Annotated in this window: 21 protein-coding genes; 9 read left to right on the top strand and 12 right to left on the bottom strand. The window is 64.0% G+C overall.

Annotated elements, in window-relative coordinates; all coding sequences use genetic code 11:
• Nucleotide 1: 1 nt before the first annotated feature.
• The 6 genes from N8A90_RS08485 to N8A90_RS08460 are packed head-to-tail and all read left to right on the top strand — an operon-like array spanning nt 2 to nt 4,741.
• Nucleotides 2–436, top strand: a complete 435-nt coding sequence (locus N8A90_RS08485) for a zinc ribbon domain-containing protein (protein WP_262074292.1) — start codon at nt 2–4, stop codon at nt 434–436.
• Complete coding sequence (locus tag N8A90_RS08480) at nt 433–1,596, top strand: thiolase family protein (RefSeq protein WP_262074290.1); 1,164 nt, start codon at nt 433–435, stop codon at nt 1,594–1,596. Before N8A90_RS08485 ends, N8A90_RS08480 begins: the two co-directional genes overlap by 4 nt.
• 25 nt (nt 1,597–1,621) lie before the next feature.
• Nucleotides 1,622–2,428 carry an enoyl-CoA hydratase/isomerase family protein gene (locus N8A90_RS08475; RefSeq protein WP_262074289.1) on the top strand — a complete coding sequence of 269 codons (807 nt, stop codon included), beginning with the start codon at nt 1,622–1,624 and terminating at the stop codon, nt 2,426–2,428.
• A 49-nt stretch (nt 2,429–2,477) separates the two neighbouring features.
• A complete protein-coding gene (locus N8A90_RS08470) occupies nt 2,478–3,293 on the top strand; it encodes an SDR family NAD(P)-dependent oxidoreductase (RefSeq protein WP_262074288.1) in 816 nt (271 codons plus the stop codon).
• 2 nt (nt 3,294–3,295) lie between these two features.
• Nucleotides 3,296–4,132: an SDR family NAD(P)-dependent oxidoreductase gene (locus tag N8A90_RS08465; protein WP_262074286.1), complete on the top strand. Its 837-nt coding sequence runs from the start codon at nt 3,296–3,298 to the stop codon at nt 4,130–4,132.
• A gap of 27 nt (nt 4,133–4,159) precedes the next feature.
• Nucleotides 4,160–4,741, top strand: coding sequence for a carboxymuconolactone decarboxylase family protein (locus tag N8A90_RS08460; protein WP_262074284.1), 582 nt, complete (start codon nt 4,160–4,162; stop codon nt 4,739–4,741).
• A 380-nt stretch (nt 4,742–5,121) separates the two neighbouring features.
• On the opposite strand, the gene N8A90_RS08455 is transcribed toward N8A90_RS08460, so the two are convergent.
• From N8A90_RS08455 to N8A90_RS08410, 10 genes are all read right to left on the bottom strand, one after another.
• Complete coding sequence (locus N8A90_RS08455; protein WP_262074283.1) at nt 5,122–6,495, bottom strand: adenylosuccinate lyase family protein; 1,374 nt, start codon at nt 6,493–6,495, stop codon at nt 5,122–5,124.
• 30 nt (nt 6,496–6,525) lie between these two features.
• Nucleotides 6,526–7,338, bottom strand: coding sequence for an alpha/beta fold hydrolase (locus tag N8A90_RS08450; RefSeq protein WP_262074282.1), 813 nt, complete (start codon nt 7,336–7,338; stop codon nt 6,526–6,528).
• Nucleotides 7,339–7,372: 34 nt separating this feature from the next.
• Nucleotides 7,373–8,335: a Bug family tripartite tricarboxylate transporter substrate binding protein gene (locus N8A90_RS08445; protein WP_262074281.1), complete on the bottom strand. Its 963-nt coding sequence runs from the start codon at nt 8,333–8,335 to the stop codon at nt 7,373–7,375.
• A gap of 23 nt (nt 8,336–8,358) precedes the next feature.
• Nucleotides 8,359–9,033 carry a 3-oxoacid CoA-transferase subunit B gene (locus N8A90_RS08440; RefSeq protein ID WP_262074279.1) on the bottom strand — a complete coding sequence of 225 codons (675 nt, stop codon included), beginning with the start codon at nt 9,031–9,033 and terminating at the stop codon, nt 8,359–8,361.
• On the bottom strand, nt 9,026–9,697 hold the full coding sequence (locus N8A90_RS08435; RefSeq protein ID WP_262074277.1) for a 3-oxoacid CoA-transferase subunit A: 672 nt from the start codon (nt 9,695–9,697) through the stop codon (nt 9,026–9,028). Before N8A90_RS08435 ends, N8A90_RS08440 begins: the two co-directional genes overlap by 8 nt.
• Nucleotides 9,694–10,872: an acetyl-CoA acetyltransferase gene (locus N8A90_RS08430; protein WP_262074275.1), complete on the bottom strand. Its 1,179-nt coding sequence runs from the start codon at nt 10,870–10,872 to the stop codon at nt 9,694–9,696. The genes N8A90_RS08435 and N8A90_RS08430 overlap by 4 nt, the downstream gene beginning before the upstream one ends.
• Nucleotides 10,869–11,291, bottom strand: coding sequence for a Zn-ribbon domain-containing OB-fold protein (locus N8A90_RS08425; RefSeq protein WP_262074273.1), 423 nt, complete (start codon nt 11,289–11,291; stop codon nt 10,869–10,871). The genes N8A90_RS08430 and N8A90_RS08425 overlap by 4 nt, the downstream gene beginning before the upstream one ends.
• On the bottom strand, nt 11,291–12,193 hold the full coding sequence (locus N8A90_RS08420) for an SDR family NAD(P)-dependent oxidoreductase (protein ID WP_262074271.1): 903 nt from the start codon (nt 12,191–12,193) through the stop codon (nt 11,291–11,293). Before N8A90_RS08420 ends, N8A90_RS08425 begins: the two co-directional genes overlap by 1 nt.
• A gap of 96 nt (nt 12,194–12,289) precedes the next feature.
• The gene (locus tag N8A90_RS08415; protein ID WP_262074270.1) at nt 12,290–13,030 is read right to left on the bottom strand and encodes a GntR family transcriptional regulator; all 741 of its coding nucleotides are present in this window, start codon (nt 13,028–13,030) and stop codon (nt 12,290–12,292) included.
• Between the two features lie 417 nt (nt 13,031–13,447).
• Nucleotides 13,448–13,678 (bottom strand): hypothetical protein, encoded by a 231-nt coding sequence (locus N8A90_RS08410; RefSeq protein WP_262074269.1) that lies wholly within the window; start codon nt 13,676–13,678, stop codon nt 13,448–13,450.
• 961 nt (nt 13,679–14,639) lie between these two features.
• Between N8A90_RS08410 and N8A90_RS25470 the strand changes: the two genes are divergently transcribed.
• Complete coding sequence (locus tag N8A90_RS25470; RefSeq protein WP_410087654.1) at nt 14,640–14,759, top strand: diguanylate cyclase domain-containing protein; 120 nt, start codon at nt 14,640–14,642, stop codon at nt 14,757–14,759.
• A gap of 47 nt (nt 14,760–14,806) precedes the next feature.
• Here N8A90_RS25470 and N8A90_RS08405 read toward each other — a convergent pair whose 3' ends face one another.
• Entirely contained in the window at nt 14,807–16,663 is a 1,857-nt protein-coding gene (locus N8A90_RS08405) for a putative bifunctional diguanylate cyclase/phosphodiesterase (protein ID WP_262074268.1), read from the bottom strand.
• A gap of 166 nt (nt 16,664–16,829) precedes the next feature.
• The gene (locus N8A90_RS08400) at nt 16,830–17,795 is read right to left on the bottom strand and encodes a LysR family transcriptional regulator (protein ID WP_262074267.1); all 966 of its coding nucleotides are present in this window, start codon (nt 17,793–17,795) and stop codon (nt 16,830–16,832) included.
• A gap of 101 nt (nt 17,796–17,896) precedes the next feature.
• Here N8A90_RS08400 and N8A90_RS08395 point away from each other — a divergent pair, with 101 nt between their 5' ends.
• Nucleotides 17,897–18,970 carry an NADP-dependent oxidoreductase gene (locus N8A90_RS08395; protein WP_262074266.1) on the top strand — a complete coding sequence of 358 codons (1,074 nt, stop codon included), beginning with the start codon at nt 17,897–17,899 and terminating at the stop codon, nt 18,968–18,970.
• Between the two features lie 73 nt (nt 18,971–19,043).
• Nucleotides 19,044–19,466 (top strand): hypothetical protein, encoded by a 423-nt coding sequence (locus N8A90_RS08390; RefSeq protein ID WP_262074265.1) that lies wholly within the window; start codon nt 19,044–19,046, stop codon nt 19,464–19,466.
• The last annotated feature ends 33 nt before the right edge of the window (nt 19,467–19,499 follow it).

Genomic DNA, 19,499 nt, shown 5'->3' with positions numbered 1-19,499 from the left:
CATGACCCAAGACCTGACCACGCTCCAGCCCCTGCGGCCGACGCTCTACCGGCTCGCTGCCGACGGGCGCTCGCTCGATTTTCTTTTCGCGCAGTGTCCGCACTGCCAGGCCCTGAGCTTTCCGGCCAACGCGCCGGGCTGCATGCACTGCGGCCATCCAGTCGACGCCTCCGCGCAGGTCACGCGGCCTGGAGGCGGCACCTTGCTCGAGTATGTGACGCTGCATGTCGCGATGGTCCCGGGCCTGCCCACGCCGAGCATCGCGGGCGACATCCGCATCGCCGAACAGGTGGTGGAAGAAGGTGTGATCGGCGTGACCGACGAGAGCCTGCTCGCGCCTGGCATGGCAATGCGCGCGATGGCGGTGCCGCTCGCCTCGGGCGAGCACTACGGCTGCCAGTTCGTGCCTGTGGATGCGAGCGGAGGCCGGTCATGAGCGGCGGCACGAACTGGCTCGATGGAAATGGCGGCGTGTATGTCGTCGGCATCGGCCTGCACCCCTACCAGTTCCCGAGCGACACGCCCTACACCCATCTCGGACTGACCGCCGTGCGCGCCGCCCTGTCCGATGCCGGCCTCGAATGGAAGCAGGTGCAGAGCGCCTACGTCGGCACCACGTCGATCGGGATGGCCGCGGGCCGCGTCATGTTCCGGCACCTCGGCTCGACCGGACTCGCGGTGACGCAGGTGGAGAACGCTTCGGCCTCGGGGTCGTTCGCCTTCCGGCAGGCGTGCATGGAAGTGGCTCACGGCATCAGCGACGTGGCGCTCGCCATGGGTGTGGACAAGCACGGCGACGGCCGCCGTGCGGCCAACAAGGATGGATTGGAACGCCTGAGCGACACCGCCACCATTCCCGCGGTCAAGTTCGCGCTGATGGCGCGCAGCTACCTGCGTGAACACGGCGGCGGCATGGAATCGATGGCGAAGGTTGCGGTCAAGAACCATGGCAACGCGGCGCTCAACCCCTATGCGCAGTTCCGCAAGCCGCGCACGCTCGAACAAGTGCTGGGCTCGCCCAAGGTGGCGGGCGATCTCACCGTGCAGCAATGCTGCCCACGCGGCGAAGGCGCCGCCGCCGTTCTTCTCGTGTCGGGCCGCACGCTCGCCCGTCACGGCCTCGATCCGAGACGCTGCGTCCGGGTGCGTGCCTCGGCCGCCAACAGCGAGCGCGACGAAACCCGCTATGGCGAGGGGCCGGTCGAACTGGTCCGCGCCAGCGCGCGGGCCGCGCTCGAGCAGGCCGGCATCGGTGCGACTGAACTCGATCTGCTCGAACTGCACGACGCCTTCTCGGTCGAGGAGCTTCTCTACAGCGAGGCCGTGGGCGTGTGCGCCGCCGGCGAAGGCGCGGCCTACCTGGAACGCGGCGACTCGCGCATCGGGGGGCGCTGCGCCATCAACGCGTCGGGCGGCCTGATCGGCATGGGCCATCCGCTCGGGCCCACCGGCATCGGGCAGATCGCCGAGATCGTGCGCCAGATCCGCGGCGAGGCCGAAGGTCGCCAACACCCCGGTGCGCGCTGGGGCATGGCCCACATGATCGGCCTCGGGTCAGTGGCGATCGCGCATGTGCTCGGCGCGGCACAGGGCTGAACAACAACACCGGAAGAAGTTTCTTATGACACCCAACACCCCACCGCTGGACACCCTGCTCTACGAGGTACGCGGCAACGTCGCCGTGATCACGCTGAATCGGCCGGACCGCATGAACACCCTCGGCGGTTCGATGAAGCCCGACCTGGCGCGGGCCTTCTTCGACTACGCGCGCACCGACGAGCGGGTGCGCGCGGTGCTGATCACCGGCAGCGGCGAGCGCGCCTTCTGCGCCGGCGCGGACATCAAGGAGCGCGCCGGCCACGTCACGATCGGCACCGAGTACTTCGTGGCGCAGAAGGCCACACACGACCTGTTCCGCAACATCGAGGAGTTCGAAAAGCCGGTGATCGCCGCCATCAACGGCGTCGCGCTCGGTGGCGGCCTGGAGATCGCGCTGTGCGCCGACATCCGCATCGCGGCCGACGGTGCGCGCTTCGGCCTGCCCGAGATCAAGCTCGGCGTGATTCCCGCCGCCGGCGGCACGCAGCGGCTGCCCCGTTTGATCGGGGAGGCGCGCGCCAAGGAACTGATCCTCACCGCCGACCTCGTCGACGCCGAGACCGCGCTGCGCTTTGGCATCGTCAGCCGGGTGATGCCGCAGGGCGAGCTGATGCCCGCTGCCCTGGAGCTGGCCCAGCGTATTGCCGAGCACCCGCCGCTGGCGGTGCGTTTTGCCAAGCGCGCCATCAATCGCGGCATGCAGACCGACCTCGACTCGGGGCTCGAGTACGAGCGCTATGCGGCGGCCATGATCATCGACAGCGACGACCGCAAGGAAGGCATGCGCGCCTTCGTGGAGAAGCGCAAGCCGGTGTTCACCGGCCGCTGAGCACCTCCAACCATCCCCCCCTCTTTCACACAAGCCAAGGAAACAACCCATGAGACTCGGATTGGAAGGCCAGGTCGCGCTGGTCACCGGCGGCGGCCAGGGCGTCGGCCGTCAGATCTGCATCGAACTCGCGGCCGAAGGTGCCCGCGTCATCGTCAACGACCTCTTCGCGGAGCGAGCCGAGGCCGTCGCCCGGGAAATTGCCGAGGCGGGCGGTCAGGCACTCGCCGCACCGGCCGACATCACGCGCAGCGACCAGGTCGAAGCGATGGTTGCGCAGGGTGCCAAGCACTTCGATGCGCCGGTCGGTGTGCTGGTGAACAACGCGGGCATCATCCCGGAGCGTCGCGAGAAGGGTGGGCGCACCCCGCCCTTCCTCGAGATGCCGATCGAGGACTGGGCCAAGATCGTCAACCTGAACGTCTATGGAACCATGCACTGCTGCCGCAGCGTGTTGCCGGGCATGGTGGCTCGCAAGCACGGCCGCATCGTCAACATCATTTCAGAGGCCGGCCGCATCGGGGAGGCCAACATGGCGGTGTATTCGAGTGCCAAGGCGGCCATCGCCGGCTTCGGCAAGGCGCTGGCTCGCGAGCATGGCCGGCACGCGATCACCGTCAATTCGGTCGCGCTGGGTGCGGTCTCGCATGCGGGCATCAAGGACGGCCCGCTGCGCGTCGATGCCACGATCGAGAACGACGAGCGGCTGGGCAAGATGCTGAACGTGTACCCGATCTCCAAGGGTGTGGGCCGACTGTCGCGCCCTGAGGACGTTTCCGGCATCGTTGCCTTCCTGGCATCCGAGCGCGCCTTGTTCATCACAGGGCAGACGATCGGTGCTTCCGGCGGCTTCGCGATGATCTGACGATGGCAGTAGCACAGCATACGGAGCCGGCCAGCGGCAGCCTCGTCGGTCGTGTGGCCATCGTGACCGGCGCGGGCTCTCGCGGGACAGGCATCGGAAACGGGCGGGCCGCGGCCATCTTGCTGGCTCGCCGCGGTGCCCGAGTGCTGCTGCTCGATGCGCAGATGGAGGCAGCGCTCGAAACGCAGCGGTGGATCGACGCGGAGGGCGGCACGTCACTCGCCCTGGAGGCCAATGTCGCCGAGCCTGCGCAGTGTTGCGCCGCGGTGGCGCACGCCGCCGAGACCTGGGGCCGCGTCGATATCCTGGTGAACAACGTCGGCGTCGGCGGACCTGCGGGCAATGCCGTCGAGGTCGACATCGAGGCGTGGGACCGAGCGCTTCGCATCAACGTCAGCTCGATGATGTTGATGGCCAAGTACGCCATCCCGCACATGCGGCGGCAAGGCGCGGGATCGATCGTCAACATTGCCTCGGTGGCGGGCCTGATCGGCGGCACGCCCGCCCTGCTCTACCCGACCTCCAAGGGCGCGGTGGTGAACATGACCCGCGCGATGGCGGCGCATCACGGGACCGAAGGCATCCGGGTGAACTGCGTGGCACCGGGCATGGTGCACACGCCCATGGTGGCGGACCGCATGACGCCCGAGGTGCGCGAGCAGCGCCGCAAGCGCTCGCTGCTCCACACGGAGGGGTCCGGCTGGGACGTCGGTCATGCGGTGGTCTACCTTGCCAGCGACGAGGCTCGGTGGGTCACCGGGGTGATCCTGCCAGTCGATGCCGGCGCCACCGCTGGCACCCTGTCGCCGGACCTGAAGGCCGACGCGCCTTCCACCTGAGTCAACTACCCCACACCAAGGATCGCCATGCCGCACGTCCCCCTGCTGCCCGAGATGCCCGAGGAGCCCCACACGCGAGCGCTCTTCGACCGGGTGCGTGGGGCGATGGGACCGGACTTCCACATGCCCGACCTCTACCGCGTCCTGGGCCATGCACCGGCGATGTTCGAGGCGTGGCTGGACTTCGCCTGGCCCTTGCGGCAACGGGCAAAGACGCCACGAAAGCTGCGCGAACTCATGATCTTGCGTGGAGCGCAGATGTCCGGAACAACGTACGAATGGGCCCACCATCTTCCCATGGCCTTGGCAGCCGGAGTCAGCGAGCTGCAAATCGACTCACTGGCAAACTGGAAGCAGTCGACACACTTCGACGCGCAGGAACGCGCCGCCCTCGAGTTGGCCGAAGAGGTAACGCGGGGGCCTGGCGCATCGAAGCAGGCCATCGAGCGCCTGCGCCTCGAAGGCTTCGAAGAAGAAGCACTGGTCGAGTTGGTCCTGACTGCGAGCTTCTATGTCTGCGTGGGACGGCTATTGCATTCCTTCGAGATCCAGCCCGAGCCTGGATACGAGGAGCAGGTGAAGCGGATGGACCCGGCCAATTTCGATTGACGGAACGCTCAGCCCGCGGCAATCCAACGGTACCGCGTTCGCCGACCTGCTCACCGATGAGCGCGCCCAGTTCCAGCCACCGATTGACCGACACACAGGATCGATCGGTCTACGTGGCCGGCACAGTCATTGCGGAAACCGCTGCTGGCGCGGCCATCGGCTCAATGGTCGCCGGGGGGCGGCACCGTTGCCGCCGGGATCATCGGCAGCATCGTGGGCGTGATCGGAGGACTCGCCGTAGGCACAAGGCGATCAGCCCTTCGGGAGCGCGTCGCGTGATTCAGGCGAGCGACTCTTTCTGAGCCGGCCCCATGATACGCGTAGGTCTACTTAACTCAGGACGCAAACGACCCGCGTTTAGCCATGTTTGATTGGTGCGCTCAGACGATGGCGGCGGACAGCGCCAGGGCGCGTTCCACCATCTGCGACGAAAGGCCAAGGTAGTTGACCGGGTCGGTGAGACGATCGATGGTGGCGCGCTCGACATGCTGAGTAATGGCCGGCATCGCCGCTAGGGCCGCAGCCAATGTGCCGCCCTGCTCGTTGACTGCCCGGCAAGCGTCATAGACTAAGTCGTGCGCCTGCTGCCGGCCAATGGTGGGAGCCAGTCCCATCATGACAGCCTCCGCAACGATTAGGCCTTTGCTCATGCCCAAGTTATGCGCCATGCGCGCTTCGTCAACGATTAATCCGCCAAGCGCGAACTTCGCTTGATGGAGAGCACCAGCCGTCAAAATAAAACTCTGTGGGATCGCGATCCATTCGGCGTGCCAAGGGCCGGTGGCGCGCTCAAAGTCCTGCACCATCGCGTCGACCATCAGACCCGCGTTCTGCCGCACCGCCTTGGACGCAGCCAGCATAAGCTCGCTGGAAATGGGGTTCCGCTTCTGCGGCATGGTGCTGCTGGCGCCACGACCCTTGACGAAAGGTTCATAGACCTCGCCGAACTCCGTGGAGGCCATCAGCATGATGTCGAGCGCGATCTTGCCAAGCGAGCCGGTCACCAGCGCCAGCAGGTTGACGGCCTCCGCAAAGCCGTCACGCGCCACGTGCCAGGTGGTTGCCGGCACACCCAGTTGCAATTCTGCGGCAAGGGCCTGCTGGACTTCCATTCCCTTGTCGCCCAGCGACGCCAACGTGCCAGCCGCCCCCGCAAACTGCACCACCGCCACGCGCGGGCGCAGTTCGGCGAGCCGTTGCTGGTGTCTGTCGAACATGGCCAGCCATATGGCCACCTTGTAGCCGAAGGTGATCGGCAGCGCCTGCTGCAGATGGGTCCGGCCGGCCATCGGTGTGTCGCGGTAGCGCTGGGCGAGTCCCGCCAGAATGGCACGCAGCTGCCGAACATCCTCAGCAACAGCGTCGAGCGCATCGCGCACCTGCAGGGACACCGCCGTATCCATGATGTCCTGGGTGGTGGCACCCCAATGCACGTAGCGACCGGCTTCGCCGCACATCACCACCATCTGGTGGACCAATGGCAAGATTGGATAGCCGACGATGTCGGTCTCCTCGCGCATGTGGTCGAAGTCGATGCGGTCCAGCCGCGACTCGCGAGCGATGGCGTCGGCCGCGTCCTGCGGTATTACACCGACCTGCGCCTCGGCTTTGGCGAGCGCAACTTCGACATCCAGATAACGCTGGACCATCTGCTGATCGGAAAACACCGACCGCATCGCGGCCGTTCCGAATGCGTCGCGGAACAGGATGGAATCGATGACAGTGCTGCCGAAGGGGAAGGAAGAGTGGTTCATGGAGGAGGGAAAATTTGAGAACCTCGCGGTTCACCGAGCGGCAATTCTCAGCAGGGTCCGAGCGAGCAAATCCGGCTTGGTCATCATGGCGTTGTGCACCGTGGGCAGCTCTTCATAAGTCCAGCCGTCACGGTCCGCGGCTCGCTCGCGAGCCCATTGGCGCATCGGTTCGATGCTGGCCAACGGATTGAGGGTGCAACCGATGTAGGTGGTAGGAAGGCCGTTGCCCACAGGGTTGCGGATGTTCAGCGGCGAATCGTAGGTAGCCGCTGGATGGGGCGTCAGGCGACGCCGCAGCCATTCGACGTCGGGGCCGTCGGTGATGCCGAAGAAGGAGGTGGGCGGCACCGCCAGCGAGACCCCACCCGCAGCACGGATCGCATCGCGCCGTTGAATCGCGACCGCCGGCGGCACGGAACTCAATGCCGATTGGCCGGGCTGCAGGATCACTGCGTCCAGGTACACCAACTGCCGCAGGCGCCCGGCAACGCGATCTGCCGCGCCGCTGATGGCGATGCCCCCGAAGCTGTGGCCGACCAGCACCACGTCGTTCAACTCCTCCGCCTCGATCATGTTGACCAGGTCCGTGACGAGGACCTCGACCGTAATGTCTTTCGAGATGAGGTGCTTGCGCTCGCCCAGGCCGGTGCTGGTGGGCGTGAAGACGCGGTGCCCCTGAGCTCGGAGGCGATCGGCGACTCGCACCCAGCACCAGCCCCCGTGCCAAGCCCCGTGCTGCAGCACGAAGGTATGGCGTGGTACGGACATCGGCGCCGTTTGCGCTTGGCTGGCGCCAAGCGGTACGCCCGCCAGCGCGGCGGTCATGAGCGTTCTGCGCTTCATATGCTGTCTCCTTGTCGTTGAGCTTGCAAACGCGCTATTCGAGCTTGATGTCGGCCTTTCGGATCACCTCGCCCCAACGCTTGGTTTCGGTTTCGACGAAGCTGCTGAATTCGACTGGCGTGGAGCCCGTGGGGATGTAACCCAGCGGCTCGACCATCTTCTTGAACTCGGGAGACTTCAGCGTGGCATTGATTTCGGTGTTCAGCTTCTGGACCACAGCAGCAGGCGTGTTCGCTGGCGCCAGCAAGCCGTACCAGCCGTAGACTTCGAAGCCCTTGAGTGTCTCTGCGATCGCAGGCACGTCGGGAATGAGCGGCGAGCGCTCCGGACTGGTCACCGCCACTACATGGAGTCGGCCGCTGCGCGCCATGCCCAGCGAATCCGGGCCGGCAAACACGGTGGGAATCTCCCCACCGACGGCGGCGGTGATGGAAGGTCCGCCGCCTTTGTAAGGAACATGCAGCATCTGCACGCCAGCGGTGCTGGCGAACAGCTCGCCGGCCAGGTGGCTGGTGTTGCCGCTGCCGGCGGAGCCGAAGCTAAGTCGGCCGGAATTCTTCTTCGCATACTCGATCAACTCCGGCACGGTCTTCGGACCGAACTTGGGGTTGCTGTAGAGCACCAGCGGCAGCTTGGCCACCATGGAGATCGGTGTGAAGTCTTTGACCGAGTCGTACGGAAGATTCTTGTACAAACTGGGATTGATGGCGTGTGCCGCCAGCACCATCACCAGGGTGTAGCCATCGGGGTTGGCCTTGGCCACAAACTGGGTTGCAATGGCACCGCCCGCACCGGCCTTGTAGTCGAGGATGACGGGCACGCCCAGCCGTTTTCCCAACTCGACCGACAGTGGTCGAGCCACCGAGTCGGCAGTCCCTCCAGGCGGATATGGAATTTCGATGGTGATGGGCCGACTGGGGTAGTCGGCGGCTGAGGCACCAAGAACGGCGAGCGTGAGGCTGGCGGCCACAAGGGTTCTGCGAAACGGGTAGGTCATAGGTCAGTCTCCTTTGTTGATGTTCAATGCGTCAGAACGGACACGCAGTCGGCCCAATGCAGTGGCGCGCCGGTGGCGCGCTGCACCTGTTCGCGACTGACGCCGTCAGCCAGGCCACGCACCACGAAGCCGGTGCCCGGCACGACGTCGATGGCGACCAAGTCGGTGTAGACCGAGGTCACCACGCCGCAGCCTGTGAGTGGAAATACGCAGCGCTCCAGCAACTTGGGCTGGCCGTCGCGTGTGGTGTGCTCCATCGTGACGATGACGCGTTTGGCCCCAGCCACCAGATCCATTGCACCGCCGATGCCGGGCACCGCGTTCGGGTCGCCAGTGGACCAGCTAGCGATGTCGCCGTTGGGTGACACCTGGAAGGCACCCAGGATGGTGGCGTCCAGATGGCCGCCGCGCATCATCGCGAAGGACGTGGACTGCTCGCAGATCGACGAGCCGGGCACCAGCTGCACATGTTCCTTGCTGGCGTTGATCAGGTCGACGTCGCCGGCCTCACCCTCGCGCAGCCCCCGCAAGCCGAGGATCCCGTTCTCACTGTGCAGGATGACTTCCTTGGATGGATCGAGGTAGCGTGCGACGAGGGTCGGGATCCCTAGTCCCACGTTGACGTAGCTGCCGTCCGGGATCTCCGCCGCGACGATCTGCGCCAGCCGGTGCCGCGAGAGCTTTTTCAAATCAGCCATGGTTGTCCTTGCGCACCGCGCGGGCCACGAAAATGCCGGGGGTGATCACCGCATCGGGAGCAATGGCGCCCAGCGGCAGGATGTCGTCGACCTGCGCAATGGCGTGTCGCGCGGCCATGCACATCACGGGGCCGAAGCCACGGCCCGCGAGTCGGTAGGTGAGGTTGCCCCAACGGTCAGCCTGGTAGGCGCGCACCAGCGCGAAGTCGGCGCGCAGCGGCTGCTCGAGCACATACCCCCGGCCTTCGTACATGCGCTGTTCCTTGCCTTCGGCCACCGGCGTGCCGTACGCAGTCGGCGTGAAGAAGGGACCCAGTCCGGCGCCGCCGGCGCGCATGCGCTCCAGCAGCGTCCCCTGTGGCACCAGCTCCAGTTCGATCTTGCCGGCCTTGTAGAGCTCAGCAAACACGTGCGCACCGGACGATTTGGGGTAGGTGCACACCATCTTGCGCACCCGGCCGGCGGCCAGCAGGGCGGCCAGTGCATGGTCGCCCGTCCCGGCATTGTTGCTGATGATCGTGAGGTCACGAGCGCCTTGGTCGACCAGGGCGTGGAGCAACTCGAACGGCAGACCCGAGTCGCCGAAGCCGCTGACCATGACCGACGTGCCGTCGGTGATGGAAGCCACCGCGTCCTGCAGACTGGGAGCGATTTTGTTGATCACAGCGCGGCCTCGGTTGCCAGGATGGCGGTCGACTGGCTCGACAGCGTGGCGCCGTTGCCGTGTACAAGCGCGACCTCCACGCCGGCCTGCTGACGTGCACCGGCAGCGCCGCGCAACTGTTCGACCGCCTCGAGCACCAGGAAGCTGCCGTACATGCCAGGATGGCCGAATGACAGGCCACCACCGTTGGTGTTGACCGGCAACCTTCCTCCCGGTGCGATGCCGCCGTCCTGCACGAAGGCCCCACCCTCGCCCTTCCTGCAGAAGCCCAGATCTTCGAGGAACAGGATCACGTTGATCGTGAACGCGTCGTACAGGCAGGCCAGGTCGACGTCGGCGATCGACACGCCGGCCATTTCCAGCGCACGCGGGCCGGAACGGGATGCCGAGGTCACCGTGAGGTCCGGCATGGACGAGATCTGACGGTGCCAGGTTTCGCTGGCATTGCCGAGGACATAGACGGGCGGATTCGGCCCGTCTTTGGCACGATCGGCCAGGGTGAGCACAAAAGCGCCAGCGCCGTCCGTCAGCAGGCAGCAGTCGCGCACGCTGAGCGGGTCGCAAACCAACCGTGCGCCCAGCACGTCGTCGATGGTCAACGGACCCCGGCTAAAGGCCGCAGGATTCAGCTGCGCCCACTGGCGTGCGGCCACTGCCACCTCGGCCAGCTGCGCGCGTGTGGTGCCGTACTGGTGCATGTGCCGCGCCGTGGCCAGCGCGTAAGCGCTGATCGGCTGCATCGGCTGGTACGGCGTTTCATAAGGCTGTGGGTCCAGCACCTGGCGCATCTTGGTGACGGCCGCGCGGTCCACCGAGCCACTGCGCTGCGTGCTGCCGTAGCAGACCAGCACGTTGGTGCAGTCACCAGCCATCAGCGCATGCACCGCCGGCAGCAGCTGGGCAATGAAGCTGGAGCCGCCCAGCATCGTGCTGTCGACGAAACGCGGCTGGAGTCCCAGGTACTCGGCCACGGGCAGGGCCCACATGGTGGCCAAGCCGCTGCAGGTGCACAGACCGTCGATGTCTGCCATCTTCAGGCCTGCATCGGCCACCGCCGCCTGGGCGGCCAGCGACAGGATTTCCACCTCGCTGAAACCCTTGGCGTCACCCAGTCCCGCGCTGCCGATGCCTGTGATGGCGGCGGCGCCGCGGAACGCCTTGCTTGCAGCGCTCATACGCCCTCCCCGTTTGGGTGAAAAACCACCAGCGGCGCGCCGGCATGCTCGATCAGCACCGCGACCACTGGGTCGCCGATGGCAACGCGGCCCGGCTCGATGCCTTCGACCCGACTCATCATGCGAAAGCCCTCTTCCAGATCCACCAGACACAGATGCAAGTCACCGCCTGCGGTCGGTGGCCGACGCATCACAGTGGTTGAATGCACCAGACCATGGCCGCTGGGCGTAAACCATGTGTAGTCCGTCGAGCCGCAGGCGGTGCAAGCAGTGCGCGGAAAGAAAATGGGACGGTGGCAGGCGTTGCAACGCTGCACTTGCCAGCGGCCCTCTGCCAGCGATCGCGCGTAGTAAGCGTCCGGGCCCACTGCTGTGGCCGCAGCCGCTGGCGCCTCGACGGATTGGTTTGGCATGTGCATCAAATCGGATCCCAGTTGACGACGTCGGGCGAACGCTCCAACGCATAGAAATCGTGCTTCATGGCTGGAATCGCGACCTGTGCGATGGTCTCGGGTGTCCAGCCTTCGCTCAGGTGCACCGAGCGTTTTGGACGCGGCTGGCTGAAGACGAAGATCTCGTTGGCGCGCACCCCGAAGATCTGCGCGTTGACGTCGTGTGCTGCATCGCTGGCCAGGAAGACCGCCATCGGCGCGATCTTTCCGGCCTCCATGCGCTTGAGCTTTTCAACGCGCGCCCGTTCTTCGGGCGTGTTCGCCGGGATCGAATCCGTCATACGGCTCCAGGCGAAAGGTGCTATGCAGTTGGATCGCACGCCATAGCGCTGCATGTCCAGCGCAATCGACTTCGACAGCGCAACGACGCCCAGCTTCGCGGCCGAATAGTTGGCTTGGCCGAAGTTGCCGATCAGACCCGAAGTGGACGTCATGTGCACATACGCACCGGAACACTGCGCCCGGAAATGGGGGGCGGCCGCTCGGGCAACGAAGAAGCTGCCGTGCAGGTGGACGTCGATTACCTCGCGCCATTCCTGCTCGCTCATGTTGAAGAAGAAGCGGTCACGCAGATTGCCTGCGTTGTTGATGACCGCATCGATGCGCCCGAAGTGGTCGAGCGCCGCCTGCACGATGCGATTCGCTCCGGACGATGTCGTGACCGAATCGGTGTTGGCTACTGCAGCGCCGCCCGCCGCCCGGATGTCCTTGGCCAGTTTTTCGACCACAGTGGCATCGCCGCCCTCGCCCGTCAGCGTGACGCCGATGTCATTCGCCACCACCTTGGCCCCGGCCTTGCCAAGTGCTAGTGCAATCCCCCGACCGATGCCACCACCAGCACCGGTGAGTACCACGACCTTGTCCCGCATAGTTCTCCCTCAAATATGTACATACAAATGATATGTTTGAACATATTAAAGAGTCAATCCTCCCGGCCCCAGGGTTTCCACCAGGAAATGACTGCTTCAGAGTTCTTTGGGAGACTGCCGCTTGAGGACCGTCGAGTACGCCGAACGCTCGCCTGGATGGATGCTCACCGACACTTGGTACAGCTCGCGTGCCTGGTCGAAGTACTGCCGGATGAATTCCAGGGCCGGGGTATCAGGGGCCACACCCAGCTTCGGGGCCAATTCAGCGGGAAGCGCAATGGCACGCACAGTCTGGCGCACCTCGCTGAGTACCCTGCCATTGGCTTCGTGAATCAAGTCGGAAATCAGGCGCTGATCGCTCTTGAGCTTCGAGCGGATCAGTTCGCCGTCGTGCTCGACCACATAGACAGTCCACCAGGCCATGGGAAACCCGACGACATCGGGCGCGGAACGCGATGCTTGCACCTCCATCCAAGAGCTGCCAGGCGCACAGCCCAGGCGTCGAGCCAAAGCCTTGTCAGCCACGATGTTGCGGATGCCGTGGATCACCCGGGTGGAGTTGGCCGAGTACTGGATGAGTTCGTCGACCGACGAGATGGTGGGCTCGTAAGTTGCCACGACGGGATGACGGGCCTCCACTTTGGTTCCAGCACGTTTTCGCCGCGAAATCAGCCCCAAGCCCTGCAGCTTCTCAAGCGCCACCCGTACGGTACCCCGGCTTACATTAAACGCCTCCGCAAGCTCGGTCTCACCGGGCAGATTGCTGCCGACCGGCCACGTCCCGTCGGCAATGCCGCTGACCAGAGCCCTCGTCACTGCCGCATATCTCTGTTCCACGCCCACATTTTCCCCCGTGTACCGGCCTGCAAGCCTCGCTCGAATTCTAGAGTTGTCACGAAGCGGTCCTGCTTTTCGCGAGAGCAGGCTACGGCCGTCAAGGTGCGGCATCGGCAATGCGGGCAACTGCTCGAGCTCCGTCAGCAGTTCGCGAGCACGTCGAATCGTCGCCTATAACACTTCGGGGGCATCTACACGGACTTCTTGACTGAGGGCATGCGTCATCCGCTCGCAGTTCGCCTCCCACTCAAGAGCGGCAATGCGCTTTTTCGCTGCAGGTGATGCATGCAGGTCTCCAACCATGCAATCAATCTGCGGCGAGTTCAACGTCGCGCGCAAGAAACCTACCGCCACGCTCGGGGGAATCTCGGGAGGCCGCCCTTCCCACCTGCTGACGCCGGGCACAGCGGCTGGGAGCTACCAGAATCTCCACCAGGGTCGCGCGCCAGCACTGGCCGCAGGCGGGGCAGCCAATGGCGCGCCCAAGATGCTTTCCCAACTACCCCGGCGCCGCAACTCCCGCTCGAGTTCGTGTGCCCGGCCGAAAGCGAAACGGTTGCCGTGCAGCGCTTCACGCCTCTGTTGCCAAGCCGCCGCAGCTAACGCCTCGTCCGAGAGCGTCAGAAAATCAGTTTTCAGCTGGTCCATGTTGGCCCCTCCTTGATTTTATTCTGCGAGCCCGGCCTTCGTCCGTCCATAAGCAATTCGGCGTAGGCGAGACAAGCGTCGCGTGCGCAGCGTTATCGACCACCGCGGCGTGTTGACCGGCGGTACGCAATGCTGCCAATCCCATCGCGACCTGGCTGCCATCACGTAGGTGGAGCGCGGCTCCACCTACGTCAGAACAGCGTGCCGCCTCGCGGTGGAATCTGGCGGGTACGGCCTGAAGCGTAAGGTTACGGCAGTGCCGAAAGACACGCCGACCACTGTCTCGAAGTCGGGCACGTCGCGGTGGCACCCGAGCGGGGTTCCCCTGGCTAGTACTCCGCCACCAGCACCTGCTACAGCGCACCGGACGCCTCGCTCCTCAACCTGCTCGGCTGCTTCAAGCTTGAACTCTCGGCTGAACTACCTTCTCGTTCCCACGAACCACCTCCAGCTTCGTCTTCTACAGATGAGGCCTCGCGGGAGACGATATACACGCTGCTCCTCGAGTTAGACGGCGCTGCAAGCATTGGCCGAGACGAGCAGACGTTCAGATTTCATGAGGAGGACGAAAACATCCTCTCCACGGGTGGTCAGCTTGAGGAAGAAGCCTGGGAGGCTTTCCACGATGGTCGCTGTACGATTGGCTCGTCCCGGTGTACTTCAGCGCGCGGCCAAGACCGGACCTCGTCGGAGAGTTTCCAAAAGGGCGGTATGCGCAGGTGTCGCCCTGTCGCCCTGTCGCCCTGTCGCCCTGTCGCCCTGTCGCCCTGTCGCCCAGAGGAAATCGAGTCTGAACGCTGGCTGAGCAAGGCGCGAGGAAAACCTGATGGAACCTTCTGTATTCTGATTTGACTCAAGGATTTTCTGTCGGGACGATGGATAGACTATCCCAAGCGACTGTCGGCGCCGCCACTGGGTGTCGCAGCTCATTCGCAAGATTGGAGCGTGACACCATACCAGCATCGGCATCGCCCTCTTCAGCGGTAACCAGCAGTCGCTGCAGGCGTTGTTGGCCGCCGCGGATCAGGCGCTCTACGAAGCGAAGGCGAGTGGCCGCGGTCGCTATCGAATGGCGTCGTAGAGGGTCGATAAGTCGATGCGCGCACTTACGAGGCCATCTGCGCGTCTCTAGACGCAATCTCTCCCCGGCGCGCATCCGCGATCGCGAGACGCGCTGCGCTTGTGAATCAGGACCTCCTTTCTGGGGAGTTCCGGAGGCGCACGCAGGAACTCCTTCAATGCAGCGGGTGCTAGCGGCCTGGAGAGGTAATAGCCCTGAATGTGATCAAAGCCCAAGGCGACGATCTCATGAAAAACCTCCTCTGATTCCACCCCTTCGGCGAGCATCCTGAAGCCCATGCCATGCCCTAGATTGACAATGCCCTGCAGCAACTGGCGTGCCCTGGGATTTTCGGTCACATGTGCGACCAGCGCGCGGTCCACCTTGAGCATCTGAAATGGCAAAGTCTCCAAGCAGGTCAGATTGGAGTACCCCGTGCCGAAGTCATCCAAGGAGAGCTGCATACCCAGGGCACGGATCTGCTTCAGCGATTCCAGGGTCGCGGGTGCCGTGAGGCCGCTGTATTCGGTGCATTCGATATGAAGCATCTCACGGGCAACGCCATGTTTCGCGCACGCGGCCTTGAGAGTTTCCAGGAATTGGGGACGTTCCAGGGTGCGTGCGGAGACATTCACTGCGATGGTCACACGCAAACCCGCGTTGTGAAGCTCTGCCAAGTGCATCAAGGCTGTGTCAATGACCCAGGTGGTAAGGTCGTGGATGAGTGTCGTGTTCTCCGCCAAGGGTATGAACTCGCCCGGCGAAATAGCACCCAGCACGGGATGGCGCCATCTGAGCAGAGCTTCAGCGCCCTCGAAGGCACGCGTGCTAACCCGCAACTTGGGCTGAAACACGAGGTGGAATTCATTGTGGGCGAGGGCTCTAGGGATATCCCGCAGAATGGCGTAGGCACGCTGATGGCCCGCGTCGAACTCAGGGATATAAGCCACGCAGGCGACACCCACGGTCCGCGCATTGTGAACGGCCGTCATGGCCTTGCGCAAACTGTCGTCTATCTCCGGCGCTTCCAACTTGAACTTCAGAATTCCCACCCTGGCGTCGAGTTCGATCATGAGGCTGCCACTGGCCACCGGTTCTCTTAGCGTCCGCACGAGTTGCTCGACAAACATGTCGAGTCCTCGGTTCTGCCGATCCACCAGGACGGCAAACCGCCCGACGCCGACAAAGTAAAGGTTTGAACCCTCATGCAGGAGCGATTGCAACTGGATCGCCAACGCCCGCAGAAAATCTTCCACCGGGCCAACCCCCACCGCGCGCACGGCGTCACGCACCGCGCCGTGATCGATTGCTTCCACCAGTAGCAAAGTGCGCGGGTTGCCCGGAAAGCGGGCGGAGAGATCGTGAAGATCCTCGAGCATCTGCACATGGTTCGGTAGTTGAGTCAACTCGTCGATTCTCCCGGCAGCTCGATGGAGATCAATCTGCGACATCACAACGGCGGCGAGATCCTTGAGTCGCTCACACTGATCCACGGAAAACTTCCGAGGAACTCGGTCGATCAGACACAGGCTGCCCAGGGCATGGCCGGAACGCAGGATAAGCGGCGCACCGGCATAAAAACGGATGCCCGGTTCGCCGGTTACAAGTGGATTGCCTGCAAATCGAGCGTCCTTTGTCGCGTCTTCGACCACCGTCACCGCAGCATGGCGAATCGTATAGTCACAGAACGCTTGCTCACGAGGGGTCTCCGCGGTGTCCAAACCGATGCACGCTTGGAACCACTGTCGGTCCCGGTCGACCAAGGAAATAAGAGCAATCGGAACACCAAACAGCTCAGCGGCAAGGCGCGTGATCCGGTCGAAGCCTTCGGCCGCAGCCCTGTCGAGCAAGCGCGTTGAATGCAGCGCGAACAAGCGTTCGTTCTCGCGCTGCGTATCAAGGTCAGGGTGTGTGCGACTGATCACGCAAATTCCATCTTAAGAGCGAGAGCAATTTTCTATAGCACGAATGGCCGCATGTGTATGAAGGTCGGCGCCCATAGCACCCTAAGGGAGGGCGAGTGATCGATTTGCAGACGAGATGCCTCGAAGTAAATCCACGTCTTGATCAGTTGCCCCTGGTTCGTCTGCGTCACGGCGAGATTGGTTGTTCAGAGACGCTTTCTGCAATGGCGGCACCCCAAGGTGCGGGCGAAGGAAAAACGTCCTCAAGAAACGAGATGAACGCCTTGACGTTGGGACTTGCGCGTCGGCTCTGTGGCCAGACGGCCGTGATCGTCGACCCTTCCGCCAAGAACTCGTGGAGAACGGGGAGCAGCAGCCCACGCTGAACATAGGGGGCGGCGATCCAAGATGCCGCCATGCCGATGCCCCCGCCCGCGGCGAGCACCTCCACGACCGCGTCGCTGACGTCCACCACAATGGCCGCGGGGGGCGTGATTTCCAGGGTACGGCGTCCCACCTTGAACATCCAACGCAGCGTCTGCCCCGACGTCTGGTAGCGGAACCCGACGCAATCGTGAGCCTTGAGATCCTCCGGCCTTCGAGGTGTTCCCCGTGCCGCCAAGTAGGCCGGCGAAGCGAAGGCCCCGATCCGGTTTGTCGCGAAGCCGCGCGAAATCAGGGTGGAATCGGCGAGATGGCCCATGCGGATTGCCACGTCGATGCCTTCCTCGACAAGGTTGACGAACCGGTCGTTCAGCCGAAGGTCGATCTCGAGCTTGGGATGGCGACGACGGAACTCCGGCAGTGCCGGTGCGAGCAGTCGCGTCCCGATGGGTAGCGGCGCAGCGATCTTCAAGATCCCGGAGGGCTCTGCGCGCACTGCGGCTGCCGACTGAACAACGTCCTCGGCAGCGCGCAGCAGGTGCAGCGCACGCTCGTGCAATTCGCGCCCCTCCGGCGTCAGGGTCAGTGAACGGGTCGTTCGCGTGAAAAGGCGCAGACCCAACTGCTGCTCGAGACGTTGGATGGTCTTGCTGACGGCCGAGGGTGAGACGGAAAGCGACCGCGCCGCCGCTGTAAAGCTGCCATGCGACGCCGCGCGCGCAAAGGCGACTATGCCGGTGAGGCGCTCGAGACTAATTTGTTCCGTCATGGCACATAAGAAGTGAGTTAGTAGCGGATTATCAAACAAATGCTCAAGATCCACACTCCTGGTTCAGCGACGCCACACGGAGCCGCATATCAGGAGAATTCATGACCCAAGCCACCAACGCAACCTCTAGGCTCCCGCTTCCCGAGAAGCAGGCGTGGACGAACCAGGCGATGAAGGCGATCCGCTTGCACGAGTTCGGGGGGCCGGAGGTGCTGCGTTACGAGGACGCACCGATCCCTGAACTGAAAGCTGGCGAGTTGCTCGTTCGCGTGCACGCCGTGGGCATCAATCCTCCCGATGCGTACTTACGCGAAGGGTACAAGATGCTTCCTCCCGAGTGGCAGCCGCAGGTGTCGTTCCCCGTCATTCCTGGGACGGACATCTCGGGCGTGGTCCATGCGGTTGCCGATGATGTGAAGGAGTTTGCGCTCGGAGACGAGGTGTATTCGATGGTGCGTTTCCCCCACGGGCTTTTCGGGGACAGCAAGGCTTACGCCGAGTTCGTCAGCGTGCCGGTGTCCGAAGTTGCCTTGAAGCCTTCCGGGATTGACCATGCACACGCGGCCGGAGCACCGATGTCGCTGCTCACCGCGTGGCAGTTCATGATCGACCTTGGGCATGACGTACCGAATCCGCTTCAGCCGAACAGGCACGAGCCGGTGCCTCTTAAGGGCAAGACCGTCCTTGTAAATGGCGCCGCCGGCGGTGTGGGGCACTTCGCGGTACAGATCGCCAAGTGGCAAGGTGCGCGCGTCATCGCGGTGGCTTCGGGCAAGCACGAAGCGTTCCTGCGAAAGCTCGGCGCGGACGAAATCATCGACTACAAGAAGACTGTGCCCGAGGATGACGTCCGCGACGTCGATCTGGTGATCGACTCGATCGGTGGCTCCGCCACGAGTCGCTTCCTGCGCACGATCAGGCGAGGCGGGGCTTTGTTCCCCATCTTCCCCCTCGGTTACGCCGGCGCCGAAGAAGCCGAGGAGCGCGGTGTCACGGTCTCTGCAACACAGGTGCGATCCAGTGGCACGCAGCTCTCCACGCTGGCTCGCTTGCTGGACGCAGGCACGATTCGCGTCGCCATCGACAGTACCTTTCAGCTGGCAGACGCTAGGAAGGCCCACGAACGCGCCCTCGGTGGGCACCTCCAGGGGAAGATCGTGATGACAGTCGCATGACGGCCGGACATCGGCCCGGTAACTGGCACGAGCACCCTGCCCCACTTCTCAGTCTCGGACAAGTATCAACAACATGAACCCGGGTACAAAACTGCTTCATGGAACCGCGTCGTGGTTCGAAATGGTCGGAAAAGCGATGGCGGAGGCAGCTTCGAACGCCGCGCTCCCGTCGGACCTTCAAGTGTCTTTCGTTGAACGCTATACCGATGGCGTCGAGTTGTCCAAGGGCTTCGTCCAAGGTCTTCGCTTCGAAATAACGAACGGCGCACCGTCTTTTCGCGTCGGCGCAGGTTGGCACGAGCAGGCGGACGTCACGGTCGAGATCACCAGCGCCGGCGCCCGAAAGCTCAATGTCTTGCGCAGCGCCGACCCGGCTTACCTTAAAGCACGCGACGAACTTCTGAGAAGCGGCGAGATGCGAGTGGTCGGTGATCCTTCACGCATGGGCGCATGGCTTGACACGGTGCACGACCCCATCGTCGATCGAACGAGTTGATGCACCAAGCCTTACTTCCACAAACCAATTCAG

Origin of the sequence: Variovorax sp. N23 (assembly GCF_025486315.1) — a bacterium.
Lineage (GTDB): Bacteria > Pseudomonadota > Gammaproteobacteria > Burkholderiales > Burkholderiaceae_C > Variovorax.
This window is presented reverse-complemented; position numbering and strand designations above follow the sequence as displayed.

Bases quoted from the DNA above. Each gene is read 5' to 3' on its own strand.
- N8A90_RS08485 (WP_262074292.1), top strand. From the start codon at position 2: ATGACCCAAGACCTGACCACGCTCCAGCCCCTGCGGCCGACGCTCTAC.
- N8A90_RS08480 (WP_262074290.1), top strand. From the start codon at position 433: ATGAGCGGCGGCACGAACTGGCTCGATGGAAATGGCGGCGTGTATGTC.
- N8A90_RS08475 (WP_262074289.1), top strand. From the start codon at position 1,622: ATGACACCCAACACCCCACCGCTGGACACCCTGCTCTACGAGGTACGC.
- N8A90_RS08470 (WP_262074288.1), top strand. From the start codon at position 2,478: ATGAGACTCGGATTGGAAGGCCAGGTCGCGCTGGTCACCGGCGGCGGC.
- N8A90_RS08465 (WP_262074286.1), top strand. From the start codon at position 3,296: ATGGCAGTAGCACAGCATACGGAGCCGGCCAGCGGCAGCCTCGTCGGT.
- N8A90_RS08460 (WP_262074284.1), top strand. From the start codon at position 4,160: ATGCCGCACGTCCCCCTGCTGCCCGAGATGCCCGAGGAGCCCCACACG.
- N8A90_RS08455 (WP_262074283.1), bottom strand. From the start codon at position 6,495: ATGAACCACTCTTCCTTCCCCTTCGGCAGCACTGTCATCGATTCCATC.
- N8A90_RS08450 (WP_262074282.1), bottom strand. From the start codon at position 7,338: ATGAAGCGCAGAACGCTCATGACCGCCGCGCTGGCGGGCGTACCGCTT.
- N8A90_RS08445 (WP_262074281.1), bottom strand. From the start codon at position 8,335: ATGACCTACCCGTTTCGCAGAACCCTTGTGGCCGCCAGCCTCACGCTC.
- N8A90_RS08440 (WP_262074279.1), bottom strand. From the start codon at position 9,033: ATGGCTGATTTGAAAAAGCTCTCGCGGCACCGGCTGGCGCAGATCGTC.
- N8A90_RS08430 (WP_262074275.1), bottom strand. From the start codon at position 10,872: ATGAGCGCTGCAAGCAAGGCGTTCCGCGGCGCCGCCGCCATCACAGGC.
- N8A90_RS08425 (WP_262074273.1), bottom strand. From the start codon at position 11,291: ATGCACATGCCAAACCAATCCGTCGAGGCGCCAGCGGCTGCGGCCACA.
- N8A90_RS08420 (WP_262074271.1), bottom strand. From the start codon at position 12,193: ATGCGGGACAAGGTCGTGGTACTCACCGGTGCTGGTGGTGGCATCGGT.
- N8A90_RS08410 (WP_262074269.1), bottom strand. From the start codon at position 13,678: ATGGACCAGCTGAAAACTGATTTTCTGACGCTCTCGGACGAGGCGTTA.
- N8A90_RS08400 (WP_262074267.1), bottom strand. From the start codon at position 17,795: ATGACGGAACAAATTAGTCTCGAGCGCCTCACCGGCATAGTCGCCTTT.
- N8A90_RS08395 (WP_262074266.1), top strand. From the start codon at position 17,897: ATGACCCAAGCCACCAACGCAACCTCTAGGCTCCCGCTTCCCGAGAAG.
- N8A90_RS08390 (WP_262074265.1), top strand. From the start codon at position 19,044: ATGAACCCGGGTACAAAACTGCTTCATGGAACCGCGTCGTGGTTCGAA.